Here is a 14,260-nt window from a genome sequence, read left to right on the forward strand (position 1 = left end):
AATAGGAAATCGTTTAAAATTCAAGGAGAAGGAATTTTTTTTAGCGAGGGGCAAAATAAAAATGAAGGAATTCGAAAAAAATAGAGATATTTTTAAAGACCTTTATGGAGATATGATGGAGTTTGCCGATAGAATCAGTTCTGTTTTAGGGTGCCCCATTACAATCGAGGACGGTAACCACCGCTTACTTGCTTATAGCACACACGATGATACTACGGATCAGGCTCGTATCATGACCATAATCGGAAGACGTGTCCCTGAGAAGGTCATCAACAGTTTATGGAAAGATGGCTTCATCCCCGCGTTGTTGAAAGAAGATGCCCCCATTAAAATTGGGGCCATCAATGATGTCGGGCTCGGTAACAGGGTTGCGGTTTCCATCCGAAAAAATAATGAAGTACTTGGTTTCATTTGGGCTTTGGAAGTAAATGAACCTTTCTCCGAAGAAGATATGAAATTTCTGCAATTCGCTGCCAAGGAAGCGAAGAACCAGTTACAGCAATTGCAATTGAAAAAGAAAAGGAAAGAAGCCGGTCATCAAGAGTTCCTTTGGCGCATGTTGACCGGGCATTACCAAGAAGAATCGGAAATAATTGAAAATTATAAGAAATTCTCCATCCATGTTCCAGTTGTTTTTTCCATATTGGTATTTGAATTTCCTAAAGAAATCAATCGCGAAGTGGAGCGCTACATTTCATACATGTTAACGACCACTCAAAAGATAAACAGTTCCTTATTTGCCATTGACCATAACAAACTTATTCTTTTCGCGGGAGCCAACCAGGAAAACAGCCCTTCTTTCACTTCATCCATTTATGAGTTCATTCCTTTTTTCATTCTGGAGATGAAACGGCGTTTCGGTGTTGAGCATATCCTTGGAACGGCTGGCAATATGTATAAAAACTTAATGGACGTTAAATCAAGTTACGAAGAAGCTCAATACACCCTAAAAATGAAGAATATATTCCCTGATGACATGAAACTCATTTTACATTATGAAGAACTTGGCATGTTTCAAATGATTGAATCACTCGCAAGCAACAAACAGCGTCGTGTTCATCCTTCCATTCTTAAGCTAAAAGCATACGACATGAAAAATCAGACGGAATTGCTGCAAACACTAACTGTCTATCTTGAGAAAGACTGCAACCCAAACGAAGCTTCAAGAAACCTTCATATCCATGTGAATACATTGAATTACCGATTAAAAAGGATCTCGGAAGTGGGAAATATCCGGTTAAAAGACCCGATTCAAAAAATGTCCCTCTTTCTTAACATTAAACTTAATCAATATGATGAATTCTTCAAGAAAAATTAATGATATATTCCCTGATATGGAATACTAGAAGTGTGGAAAGGTTGATCTTATGAAATTTGAAACAAAAGAAGAACTTGAAAAAGAATTAGCAATCATAGATAAATGGGAGAAGGATCAGAAAGGACTATGGTTTTGGGAACGTATAGGGCGGATCCCCTTCAAGCTATTGGATAAGTTGACACCGGATTTCATTCAGAAAAAATTGGGTGTCATGCTTGATGAAATCGGCAGCTACATTCAGAATGGCGGAAAATATTTAACGAAAGAAGCTCATATTCTAAATCAGCTGCAAGCCAAGAATCCCGAGTTGAATATTACTGCCCTGGAAGATGTTTCAAGCATACCCCTCCATATCATGGATAGCGTGAGTCAGGATATTAAAAATTCAGGCAGCAAATTGGCAACGGTTCAAGGTGCCACTACCGGGATTGGCGGAATCTTCACCTTGGCCATCGACATCCCCCTTCTTCTCGGCATGTCGATCAAAACCCTTCAGGATATCGCCATCACATATGGCTTCAATCCTATGGACCGCCAAGAACGTATATTCATCGTCAAATGCCTGCAATTCACAACATCGGATATAGTCGGCAAAAAGGCTCTATTAAATGAATTGTCGAAAATGACCCAGACTGATTCCCAATCAAAAAGGGAAATAGCATCAGAACTGCAAGGATGGCGAGAAGTCGTTTATACATACCGTGATCAGTTTGGCTGGAAAAAGCTTTTGCAAATGGTTCCTGTTGCCGGAATAATATTTGGCGCCCTTACAAATCGTTCCATGATTGCCGATATAGCCGATACGGGAATCATGCTTTATAAGAAAAGAAGGATTCTAGAACGCATTCAAGAACCAATTGCAAAGAATTGAATTCAGCTTTAATTGGGTTTTGATCCTGCAAATCCATGTTTTTTGAAACTGCGTTTGTGGAATTCCACAAATACACCTTTTTCATTTTTCTGATTTCCACATACTAACTGTTTCTTTTTCCAACTATACTTGTGATACAAATAGTAAAACATATTATTGGAGGGATTAAGATGAGAATAGGAATTCCAAAAGAGATTAAAAACAATGAAAATCGTGTAGCTATCACTCCAGCTGGGGTCGTAGCATTAGTCAATGCAGGACATGAAGTATTAATCGAAATGAACGCAGGTCTAGGAAGCAGTTTTACAAATGAAGCATATCAAGAAGCTGGTGCTGTTATAGTCGAGGACGCTGCTAGCGTTTGGGCAAGCACAGAAATGATCATGAAAGTAAAAGAACCTATCTCATCTGAATATAAATATTTCCGAAAAGATTTAATCCTTTTCACTTATTTACATCTTGCGGCAGAACCGGCACTAGCTCAGGCACTAAAAGAAAGCGGTGTCTTGGCCATTGCTTATGAAACGGTTGCAGTAAACCGCACACTTCCTTTATTGACACCAATGAGTGAAGTTGCAGGACGCATGGCTGCACAAATCGGTGCTCAGTTCCTTGAAAAAAATAACGGTGGTAAAGGAATACTCTTAAGCGGAGTTCCTGGAGTTAAACGCGGTAAAGTCGCTGTTATCGGCGGAGGCATGGTTGGAACGAATGCTGCTAAAATCGCTATTGGATTAGGCGCAGATGTTACCATTCTTGACTTAAGCCCAGACCGCCTTCGTCAACTTGATGATATTTTCGGAAATGAACTGACTACACTCATTTCCAACCCTTATAATATTGCAGAAGCAGTCAAAGATGCCGATTTGGTTATCGGTGCTGTATTGATTCCAGGTGCTAAAGCTCCTAAGCTCGTTACTGAAGAAATGGTTAAATCGATGTCTCCAGGTTCAGTCATTGTCGATGTTGCAATCGACCAAGGCGGTATCTTTGAAACGGTCGACCACATAACAACACATGATAACCCTACTTATGTTAAACATGGAGTAGTGCATTATGCAGTGGCGAATATGCCAGGAGCAGTGCCTCAAACTTCTACAGTTGCTTTAACTAATGTAACAGTACCATTTGCACTTCAAATTGCAAACAAAGGCGCCATCAAAGCAATCCTTGAAAATGATGCCCTTGCAAAAGGCGTCAATGTTGCGAACGGTGAAATCACGTTCGAAGCAGTTGCCACAGACCTTGGCTACAACTACGTAAGTGTTGAAAACGCCTTAAACCCAAATAACATTAACGCTTAATAAAAAATAAGACTCCAGAATCTTGTCTGGAGTCTTATTTTTTTTGGACGAGAACCTCGATGAAGCTGTATGTCTTCATACGTTATGTGGATCAGGCCGGATTATCTCACACAACGGTCGAATTAACCGGGGTTAGGTCGGATTAACTTGCACAACGGTCGAATTATGTAGAGTTAGGTTGAATTATCTGCTCGGACGGGCGATTTTTCCGAATATAAAACATCTGCCACTACATAATCAAGTCTGCCCTTTCCCCGGTTGATGTTATTAATCTAACAAAATAGAATATTCCTCTTAATCTATAAAGATCTTCCCAGGATTCATTATTCCTTTCGGATCCAATGCCTGTTTGATCGTTTTCATCACTTCGTAAGCTCCTCCATGCTCCCTTCGCTGATACTTCGATTTTCCAAGGCCAACCCCATGTTCACCCGTACATGTACCGCCTCTGGTTAATGCATATTCGACGATTTCTTCATTTAACCTCTTCGCTTCTTTAACTTCTTCAGGATTTTTCAGATCGATCATGAACAATACGTGATAATTCCCGTCACCTACATGTCCTACAACCGCCCCCTCCACTTTGGATTGTTCGACTTTCTTCCTTGTATCCAGTATGGCATTCGATAATTCATGAAGGGGCACACTAACGTCGGTCACCATAAGCTTCTTCCCCGGGGCGCTGTGAATGAATGCGTACGCGAGATTATGGCGCGCTTCCCATAAGGCATTCCGTGCTTTTGAATCAGTTTCAAACTGGATATCCCCACAGCCAAAATCACTTACGATTTCCTTGGCAAATTTGACGTCCTGTTCCAGTCCGGCAAAATTCCCATGAAACTCGAGGAATAAAGTTGGTTTGACTTCATAGGATTTGTCCATGAATTGATTAACTTTTTTTATGGACTCGGCATCAACCAATTCAATTCGTGCAATCGGAATACCAGCAAGCATGATCCCATTAACCGCAGATACTGCCTGTTCGACGGTTGGAAATGAGGCTCTCCCGGCCATTGTGACTTCAGGAATGCCATACACCTTTAATGTCAGTTCAGTAAATACACCCAGCGTACCTTCAGAGCCGACAAACAAGCCATTCAAATGGATGCCTGAAGATGATTTTGTCGCTAAGCTTCCGGAATGAATCACTTCACCGTTTGCTAAAACTATTTCCAAATCCCTGACTTGATCGCGCATTATCCCATATTTGACCGAGGTCGTCCCACTTGCATTCGTAGCTGCCATCCCTCCCAATGTAGCATCGGCACCAGGGTCGACGGAAAAGAACAAACCGTATTTTTTTAATTCTTTATTGAGCTGCGTCCTAGTCACACCTGGTTGGACCTTCACAAGGAAATCATTTTCCCTGATTTCCAATATTCGATTCATCAAGGACAAATCCAAGGAAATGCCCCCTTTGACTGGAACGACATGCCCCTCCAAACTTGAACCTAATCCAAAAGGAATGACCGGTATTTCATGCTCATTCGCATAACGCATGACTGCGCTTACTTCCGCAGTATCTCTTGGATATATGACCATATCCGGTAGGTGCGGAGTGTGATATGATTCATCATGGCTGTGCTGCTCCAATAATGTTTCATTCACCGTTACCTGTTCTTCCGTCAGAATCTTCCTTAATTCTTCTATATAACCATTCATTATGCAGCCTCCTCTTTTTTCACCAAACATTCTGAAAATGGCAAACGGACGAGATTGCCCGCTAATAGGCAATCCATCTTTCTTCATTTACTGAAACCTTTCGTTTTATCCGTGCAGGCCTTCATTGCTTGCAAAATGCTGGATCTTAGCTGATTTTCTTCTAAAGACGCTACCGCAGCTATCGTTGAACCGCCCGGCGTGCAGACATCATCCTTTAAAGCAGCAGGATGTCTTTCCGTTTCCAGTACCATTTTAGCAGCTCCCATTACAGCTTGTGCTGCCATTCGGTATGCTTGTTTTCGTGGAATGCCGTCACGGACCCCTCCATCAGCCAGCGCCTCGATGAACATATATACATAAGCAGGCGACGAACCGCTGATGGCCGGTACTGCGTCCATCAAATCTTCATGCAGGATTTCCGTTTTACCGAAACTATTCAGCAGTGCAGTCACATCCTCTATATCAGCATCGGTAATTTGATCATTAATGCTCATGGCAGTCATGCCTTCACCGACAAGCGAAGGAGTGTTTGGCATCGTCCGGACAACCTTCACTCTTTTTCCGAAGCTGTTCTCAACTAGTGTTACAGTGATCCCTGCCGCCATAGTAATGATCACAGCGTCTTCTTTAACATGATTCTTCACTTCTTCAATCACTTGCTTATGCATGGCAGGTTGGATTCCTAGAAAGAGAAAATCGGCAAAACCGGCAACCTCTTTATTATCCAAGGTACCTTTAACCTTATATTTCGTGGTGATTTTAGTTTTGGTCTCCACACTTGCAGTACTGACCATGATCCCTTCAGGTGAAATGACCTCTGCAAGCAGCATGCCCTCAAGCATTGCCTCACCCATTTTGCCGCATCCAATAAACCCGATTTTTTTATTCATATCTTACACTTCCAATCATAAGTTCATCTATATTCCTTCTTATTATATCGGATATGATAAATGGAAACACGTTGGAGATATTAATAAGGAAGGATTTGGTGGTTTCTGGTCGAATTACTTAAGTGATATGGATGTATCTTTAAATCCACCTTTACGCATTATAGTCATGCTATTGAATTTTTTTGCAAAAAAAAAAATGTTGACTAAATGGTCATTAGAGATTTATAATTTTGACCTATTAGTCACAAAACGAATAAGGAATACAGTTATAGGAATGGAGAAATGCTATGCAATTGGAAAAAAAAGCGGTCAATACCAAGCTTGTCTTAGCAGGATTGATCATTGGAATGTTTTTCAGTTCATTGGAACAGACGATCGTCGGTACGGCCATGCCGACAATTATCGGGGAATTGAATGGTTTTACCATCTTTGCATGGGTAACGACTGCCTATTTAATAGCCTCAACGACTGTTGTACCCATTGTTGGAAAGCTATCTGATTTATATGGCAGACGTTCCCTTTATCTGCTTGGCACGATCATATTTACGATCGGTTCGTTTTTATGTGCCACAGCCACTTCGATGGAGCAATTGATCATCTACAGGGGTCTGCAGGGAATCGGCGGCGGGATGATCATGCCTTTATCCCAAACGATAATCGGAGATATATTCTCTGCGGAACAAAGAGCCAAATGGCAGGGTGTATTCGGAGCCCTTTTTGGTTTAAGTTCTGTCCTCGGCCCTTTCCTGGGAGGCCTGATCGTTGACCATATCAGCTGGCATTGGATCTTTTTGATCAATGTACCGACGGGCTTACTATCTGCCATTTTGATTTATGTAGGATTGAAACATGAAGCGATAAGGAAAACAGAGAAAGTGAATATCGATTATCTAGGGATTTTCACCTTGATTCCTGGTATTGTCCTGTTACTGCTTGGCTTGACCTTCGGTGGTGATAAATTCGAATGGTTATCATTAGAATCTCTCTTGATTTTCGGCAGCACCATTGTCTTCATTGCCCTATTCATCTTTTTTGAAAGAAGAGCGGTCGAACCGATCCTTGATTTATCCCTTTTTAAAAATAGAGTTTTTTCCACCACGAATATTTTGGGATTCTTGCTTGGCCTTGGCATGTTCGGGGCAATCATGTTCGTCCCGCTGTTCATGCAAGGCGTATTGGGAGTTTCACCAACAAAAGCGGGGTCGACCATGACTCCGATGATGATCGGTATGATTCTTTCCAGCATCATTGGCGGGCGGTTACTGTTGAAATTCCGTTTTCGTACCGTGCTTACCTTTGGAATGGTCTTTGCGACGCTTGGCTTTTTCCTAATGAGCATGATGGACGGCAGTACGACTATATTCACTGCGTACTCATTCATGGCCATCCTTGGAATAGGTATGGGTCTTGTCATGCCGACATTGATGATTGCCGTTCAAAACGAATTTCCAAAATCGCAGCTAGGGTCGGTTACAGCGGCTTCGACATTCTTCCGATCAATAGGAGGAACGATGGGCATCACGATTTTGAATGCTGTCATGAATCACAATCTCCAGCAAAATATGGATGATGCGGTCGTAAGTCAAAAGGACCCTATATTGCATGAGGCACTGAAAGCATTAGCCGATAAAACGGATGCGTTATTCAACATCATGCTTTATCCTGAAAACCTTAAAATGCCCGCAGAAGTCAGCACTGTCCTTGTAAAAACGATTGAAAATGCTTGGATCGATGCATTCTCTAGTGTTTTCATCACCGGTATCTTTTTTGTTTCCGCGGGGATATTAGTGGCACTTTCCGTGGGTTCGGGCCGAATCAAAAAAGATCAAGAAACGGAAAAGGAATTAGGCTAAAAAAATGCTCGGGACCGGCTGATATAATCAGCCGGCCTTTTTTTCCCTTCATGTTTCTTTTTCATTGATAAGGGAATTTTACCTGTATGAGACTAAATGGAGTGATATCATGAACAAGATAAACGATTCAATTTTACCTGCGGATTTTTATCAGCAGCCCACCCTTGAACTGGCAAAATCCCTTCTTGGCTGCCTGATTGTAAAAGAAACAGCGGATGGAACCGCTTCTGGATTCATTGTTGAAACAGAGGCCTATATTGGACCTGGTGACAGGGCCGCACATAGTTTTGAAAATAGAAGGACAAAACGAACGGAAGTGATGTTCGGAAATTCCGGTTTGATCTATACATACGTCATGCACACACATACACTGGTCAATGTCGTAAGCGGAGGGCCTGAAAATCCGGAAGCCATTTTAATCCGGGCGGTTGAACCCTATTCAGGGCTTGAGTTAATGCATGAAAGACGAGGAATTGCCGATATTCGTAAATGGACCGATGGACCAGGGAAGCTAACAAAGGCACTGGGCATCACCATGGATGATTATGGTCGATCTTTTACGAATCCCCCGCTGTATCTAGCTGCCGGAAAAAAGCCTGAACACATATCCAGCGGCCCCCGCGTCGGAATCGACAACTCCGGGGTAGCAAAAGATTACCCTTGGCGCTACTGGGTTACCGACAACCCGTTTGTATCACGTAAAAACCTAATTAATAAAGCTGTACCGAAAAATTAACCATGATTTTATCCCCTCTAAGTGAACAGTGTAAATTCTGTGGATGTTACACAACTTGAGGGGGATTTTACAATGTCCATAAGCATCCCGAAATCTCAAAAAGTCGTGAATGAAGCATTAGACACTAGCCCAAAAGGAACGAAGGTTACGTTGCAATTCAATTTCCTTAATCCCCCTCCCTATTAAACTTCTAGCCTATTACCCCAGTAATATTAAATTGACTTCCTTCCATTACAAACCTACTATAGTTAAGTCAACAATATGGAAGGTGGTTTATGATGAACGTTCAGGCACTTTTACAAATGAATACGATTTTTATTAGTATCCCAATTGAATCCCTTCCCTTCATTTTACTGTGAGTCCTTATATCTGGAATCATCCAAATATTTATTTTTAATCCTTATATTACCATAAATTCCAGAAAACCATTCCCCTGTTCAAAGTATCATCACATAGTAAAATCGCTGAACCTGACCCTATGTTTATAGGCAATATTAAAAAATAAATCATGGAAAGGTAAGAATATTATATTATTCTTACCTTTCTTTTTAATTACCTCAAAACTTCCATTTATGAAATCTCTTTTAGCCTAGTTATCTCTTTATGCGATATTAAGGATACTGCCCTTCCACTTGAATCCACACAATGTGACAGATCTGCAAAATAACCTGAGAAATGACGAAAAAGTTGAATTTTATTTAAATGGGTCATGTTTTTTATATGCCTTACCTTTATAATATAAATGCTACATATTTTTTTACCACATCAGGAGGAACTTTCCTAAATGAACAATTCGAAAAACTCTTTCATTCTTGCTGGAACCATTATAGGTACCCTTATCGCCGGCACTTCTGCTTATGCTGGTTCTTATCAAGTTAAATCAGGGGACACCCTTGATAAAATCTCTAAAGCTAATAATACAACTGTCCAACAATTAAAATCTCAAAACCATTTGACTAGTAACCTTATTTTTCCCGGCCAAATCTTGAAATTTAATACTCTTAACACTAAAAATATAGATAAAACCGAAAAATATGTGGTTAAACTGGGGGATACTTTATCTAAAATTGCTAAAAGATACAACATTTCACTTAGTGCCCTGCTTAAATTAAACACTAACATTTCTAATTCGGATCGCATTTATATTGGCCAATCCATCCGTGTTTCCGGACAAGCTCCTGCATCCAGCTCTACGGCTAAAAACAGTACTTCAAATGCTACATATACAGTCAAATCCGGGGACACCCTGGACAAAATTGCCAGAGTCAACAATATGACTGTCCAACAATTAAAGACTAAAAACCATTTGACTGGTAGCCGTATTTTTCCCGGTCAGGTCTTGAAGGTTAATACCCTTACCAGCACTTCGGATAATAATAATAATAATAAAAATACAACAGACGTTTATGTGGTTAAATTAGGGGATTCCTTATCAACCATCGCTAAAAGATATAACCTTTCCCTTAGTGCCTTACTTAAAATAAACCCTAATATATCTAATTCAGATCGTATTCGTATAGGCCAAACCATCCGTGTTTCAGGGAAAGCCTCGGCATCTTCGATTAATAAACCGTCCAAATCGACCAAAGCGGATCAAGTTCTGGCAGCTGGCGCTAAATACATGGGAGCCAAGTATGTTTACGGTGCGAGCACTTCGCGCACTGACGTATTTGATTGCTCTTCGTTCACATTAAGGGCATTCAAAAGTGCAGGTGTTTCCTTGCCTCGAAATTCAGTGGCACAATCACACGTTGGTACAGCTGTATCTTCAAAAGCCCTTCAAAAAGGGGATTTAGTATTTTTTGATACCAATAATGATGGAGTAATCAACCATGTAGGAATTTATGCCGGTAACGGTCAAATGCTCAATGCTTCTACATCTAAAGGTGTATCCTACGCTAACATTAACAATTCTTACTGGGGACCTAGCTTTGTGAAGGCAGTCCGAGTACTTAACTAAATGTGATGGCAGTAAACGATAAAGAGCAAAAAGCGTGTTGATAAAAAGATCAAACACGCTTTTTTGTGTATCATGATGTCAAATAGCCGCCAACTGGTGTGATATGGCTTTTAACCCTTCTTTTTGAATCCATCCTAACTCTCGCATTAACCTATGCATATCTAATCGCTTAATTAAGGTGTTTACTGATACGGACTCCTTCCACGCTGGATAATCCAAATGTGGTTTGTTATTTATAACTGGAAATGAAATGTATTTATATTTAATTCGTTAAAGTATTAAGTCTTTTTTTATAATTGATTTTACGATTAAAAATACTTAACACACTTAAAAGTATTGCAAGACATACAAAATAAACTAAACCTTCACTAGTAAACCCAAATTTATAAAAGATAATCGTAGCAATGATAAACACACCAGTTAAAAGTATTTTATAAGCCAATACTTACTCATTATCATCACCTCTTTTTTCATTTTAATAATCTGAATAGGTAGTTTTAGTTAAACCATTAACATTCTTCACTTAATAATATACAAATTTAAGCTAACCTTTTTTATCCGCTCTTTCCTCATACCTGGCGCATTAACCTTTGCATCTCCATAATCGCATAATTAAGTTGTTTATTGATACGGACTCCTTCCAAGCTGGATAATTCCTTTCGTTGGGCTATTTCATCCTTCTTTTTTCTATGATAGACCACCGTTTGTTGTAATAACCAGGCTCTTCTTAATAACATTCTCTTCACCTGCCTGTTTTGTTAAATGTCTTTCCTGCATTTCCATTTGCTTTTTATGGACTTTTTCTTCTATTCGATCTATGAACAGCTGATTATTGTTGATATTTTCTTTATTCGACTCTATTAACCGCGCTAATGATACATTTTTACGCATTTTTTCGCCCCAATATTTACAGAAATCGCCAACCGTAAAAAAATAGTTTTCTCTACTTAGGAAAATCATTTTCCCTACTACTTAGTGACATTTTCATAATACTATTAGTTTAAAAATTCTTGGTTTCAATTTTGAAATGACAGGTACCAATACTGGTATTGTCATTCTGGAACTTGCCATTCTTGTCCTTGATCGGGCCGTGCAGTATTTACATTGCCAATAAAAAAAGGCCTTCATCGCAGAAGACCTTTCAGACTGTATACTAATAAGAAGAGCAAGTTCGCCTACAGTTTTTACTAAAAACGTTCCAGCTTGATTTCAGAAATCCGCTCCCTTTCCGCCTGCTGTCTGCCACATCAAAGCAAGCGCCTGTGGGGTCTCGGCTAGCCAGTTATTCGGCAGGAGTGTCGCATAATTCTTCAATCTAGTAAGGATTACAGTAAAAACCATCAAGGCCGGAGCATAGTATTCGAACAGCTGCACTGTCTTGGGCCGTTGACGCAGTTTATCGACCTAAGCCTCACTGTATTCGGTCGTTCACGCACTGTATTCAACCTATCCCGGACAGTATTCGACCGTTGATGCACTTTATTCGACCTACCCCGTACATTATTCGACCGTTGATGCACTTTATTCGACCGTTCACGAATTTTTTTCGACTTTCACCTCATTATTCGGACTCCGAACCCCATTTTGTCGCCACACTCGATGAAGAGCAAGTTCACCTACAGTTTTTACTAAAAAAACGTTCCAGCTTGATTTCAGAAATCCGCTCCCTTTCCGCCGGCTGTCTGCCACATCAAAGCAAGCGCCTGTGGGGTCTCGGCTAGCCAGTTATTCGGCAGAAGTGTCGCATAATTCTTCAATCAGGGGTGAGTGCATTTCGAACATGGAATTACTTTAGTTTCTCTTGCTTTTCAAGATACTGCCTCATTTTTTTCAAATAATCCGGTGCATCCATTTGATCTTTCACGACCAATTCTATAAGGCAAAGTTTATCGGCGTTCATGTCCTGAGCATTTGTAATGGCATCATCCAGTTCACCATTCGTCTCGACTCTTGCTGTGAATGCCTCTTGACCAAACGCTTCAGCCAGTTTTGTATAATTCCACTCAGGTATCTCGTTGTATTTCTGTTTTTCTATATCGACTTTTACATTTAAGAATTTTTCTATCGTATAGCCGTTATTATTGAGGATAAAAACGATGGGCTTACAGCCGTTCTCCAGCATCGAGCTTATTTCCTGTGCTGTCAGCTGTATCGAGCCGTCCCCGGTAAACAAAAGAACACGCCGGTTTCTATCCGCTATACAAGCTCCGAAAGCTGCGGGGGTCGCATAACCGATGCTTTGCCAGCCTCCCTGTGCAATATAGGTCGCCCCTTTCGGCAATCTGACCTGTGACATGCCATAAGAGAATGTTCCTGTTTCCGTGACCACAATGTCATTTTCCTTCAACATTTGCTGAATTCGAGGATAATAGGAAGCCGCTTCCAGAGGTGCTGACGGGTCTTCCACCATTGTGTCATACGGAAACGAGATGTTTCCGATAGATTCGTTCTGCCGGTAGCCAATGTCCTGGAGCTCACTTAGAATTTCCTCCGCCCTGACATTCATATAACTGGCTGCTCCCACTTTTAATGTGTCAGGTTGAATTTCCACCATTTTCAACGGGTCAAGCTTTGCTGTACCTTTGGAAGTATTGACGTCTGACCAAACAGCACCAACAGCTACGATGAAATCCGCTTCTTCAACAGTCTGAGTTACATCCTTACTTCCGAAAGCTCCGCCGTATACACCAATATACTGGGGATGGCTTTCATCAAACCCGCTTTTTCCCTGCATTAACGAAGCAACCGGAACATTTAAACTCTCAGCGAGCTGCAGTACGGGTTTCTGCAAGTTATAACGAAGTGTTTTTACGTCGACAAGCAGAACCGCTTTATTTACATATTCTAACATGCCTTTTATATGCTTAACTGCTGACTGCAAAGCATCGACATTTGTTTTGGCCACATTTTCAGAAACCTCACTGTGGGAAATCAACAGTTTTTCAACGAGATCGATAGCCACTACCAAATAAACGGGCTTTTTCTTTTCTTTCGCGATTCTGATTGCAGCCGGTATCTCCCTAGCTGCGTTTTCTGGTGTAAGGATCGCCGTATAACTGGTGATATGCTCATAAACCTTACGGAAAACATCAAAATCTCCATCCATTAACGTATGATGGGCAAGCTCCTTCTTCTGTTGCATCATGGACTTTGGCGAGCCGACTATATGGATGAGCGGCACATTTTCACTGTACGCTCCAGCGATTGCATTACATGCGCTCATTTCACCGACACCAAAGGTGGTGATCAATGCCGACATGCCCTTCACCCGGGCATAGGCGTCCGCTGCGTATCCAGCATTGAGTTCATTTCGTCCATTAATAAACTCAATCCCATCATAATCTTCCAAAGTATCTAGCAATGAAAAATTATAGTCTCCGGGCACACCAAAAATCTCTGTAATGCCTTCTGCTTTTAAGCAGTCGTATAAATATTGTCCCAAGGTTCTGTTCAAAGCCAATTCAATCACTCCTTCAATCGATTACTCTTTACTTTATTTATACCCAAACATAAGTAGGTTAACCGTAAGTAAGGTAGTCCGCTACTCTATTACTCTAGTTTTAGCTTTGATGGATGAAGTGAGTGAGATTATAGCAGGCATGCTTTCATAAATAATTCAATTCCAAATCAAAATATCTGAAAATTCTTGATTCACCTCTGTTTTTG

Annotated in this window: 11 protein-coding genes and 1 pseudogene; 7 read left to right on the plus strand and 5 right to left on the minus strand. The window is 40.8% G+C overall.

Features of this window, described 5'->3' with window-relative positions; genetic code table 11:
• Positions 1-61: 61 nt before the first annotated feature.
• The 3 genes from V3595_RS21140 (at position 62) to ald (ending at position 3,493) form a co-directional block, all read left to right on the plus strand.
• Positions 62-1,318 carry a PucR family transcriptional regulator gene (locus tag V3595_RS21140; protein WP_241663382.1) on the plus strand — a complete coding sequence of 419 codons (1,257 nt, stop codon included), beginning with the start codon at positions 62-64 and terminating at the stop codon, positions 1,316-1,318.
• Positions 1,319-1,367: 49 nt separating this feature from the next.
• Positions 1,368-2,189: an EcsC family protein gene (locus V3595_RS21145; RefSeq protein WP_485909323.1), complete on the plus strand. Its 822-nt coding sequence runs from the start codon at positions 1,368-1,370 to the stop codon at positions 2,187-2,189.
• Between the two features lie 170 nt (positions 2,190-2,359).
• Positions 2,360-3,493: an alanine dehydrogenase gene (ald, locus tag V3595_RS21150; protein WP_053533925.1), complete on the plus strand. Its 1,134-nt coding sequence runs from the start codon at positions 2,360-2,362 to the stop codon at positions 3,491-3,493.
• 294 nt (positions 3,494-3,787) lie between these two features.
• Here the strand turns inward: ald and V3595_RS21155 are convergent, their stop codons facing one another.
• Together V3595_RS21155 and proC are read right to left on the minus strand one after the other, a co-directional pair.
• A complete protein-coding gene (locus tag V3595_RS21155; RefSeq protein ID WP_485909325.1) occupies positions 3,788-5,155 on the minus strand; it encodes an FAD-binding oxidoreductase in 1,368 nt (455 codons plus the stop codon).
• An 83-nt stretch (positions 5,156-5,238) separates the two neighbouring features.
• The gene (gene proC / locus V3595_RS21160) at positions 5,239-6,045 is read right to left on the minus strand and encodes a pyrroline-5-carboxylate reductase (RefSeq protein ID WP_485909327.1); all 807 of its coding nucleotides are present in this window, start codon (positions 6,043-6,045) and stop codon (positions 5,239-5,241) included.
• A 287-nt stretch (positions 6,046-6,332) separates the two neighbouring features.
• On the opposite strand from proC, the gene V3595_RS21165 reads away from it, so the two are divergent.
• The 4 genes and pseudogenes from V3595_RS21165 to V3595_RS21180 all read left to right on the plus strand — a co-directional run bounded on the left by V3595_RS21165 (position 6,333) and on the right by V3595_RS21180 (position 10,594).
• Positions 6,333-7,898: an MDR family MFS transporter gene (locus V3595_RS21165; protein WP_485909329.1), complete on the plus strand. Its 1,566-nt coding sequence runs from the start codon at positions 6,333-6,335 to the stop codon at positions 7,896-7,898.
• Between the two features lie 109 nt (positions 7,899-8,007).
• Positions 8,008-8,634 (plus strand): DNA-3-methyladenine glycosylase, encoded by a 627-nt coding sequence (locus V3595_RS21170; protein WP_485909331.1) that lies wholly within the window; start codon positions 8,008-8,010, stop codon positions 8,632-8,634.
• Positions 8,635-8,912: 278 nt separating this feature from the next.
• Positions 8,913-8,990 (plus strand): annotated as a pseudogene (locus V3595_RS21175) (hypothetical protein); the annotation flags it as partial.
• Between the two features lie 428 nt (positions 8,991-9,418).
• Positions 9,419-10,594 carry a C40 family peptidase gene (locus V3595_RS21180; protein ID WP_485909333.1) on the plus strand — a complete coding sequence of 392 codons (1,176 nt, stop codon included), beginning with the start codon at positions 9,419-9,421 and terminating at the stop codon, positions 10,592-10,594.
• Positions 10,595-11,281: 687 nt separating this feature from the next.
• On the opposite strand, the gene V3595_RS21185 is transcribed toward V3595_RS21180, so the two are convergent.
• The 3 genes from V3595_RS21185 to V3595_RS21195 form a co-directional block, all read right to left on the minus strand.
• Positions 11,282-11,485 carry an FbpB family small basic protein gene (locus tag V3595_RS21185; protein ID WP_485909335.1) on the minus strand — a complete coding sequence of 68 codons (204 nt, stop codon included), beginning with the start codon at positions 11,483-11,485 and terminating at the stop codon, positions 11,282-11,284.
• A gap of 318 nt (positions 11,486-11,803) precedes the next feature.
• The gene (locus V3595_RS21190; protein ID WP_485909337.1) at positions 11,804-11,968 is read right to left on the minus strand and encodes a hypothetical protein; all 165 of its coding nucleotides are present in this window, start codon (positions 11,966-11,968) and stop codon (positions 11,804-11,806) included.
• 412 nt (positions 11,969-12,380) lie between these two features.
• A complete protein-coding gene (locus V3595_RS21195) occupies positions 12,381-14,054 on the minus strand; it encodes an alpha-keto acid decarboxylase family protein (RefSeq protein ID WP_485909339.1) in 1,674 nt (557 codons plus the stop codon).
• Positions 14,055-14,260 lie beyond the last annotated feature (206 nt).

The organism is Bacillus sp. CFBP9009, from assembly GCF_036541465.1.
Taxonomy (GTDB): Bacteria; Bacillota; Bacilli; order Bacillales; family DSM-1321; genus Peribacillus.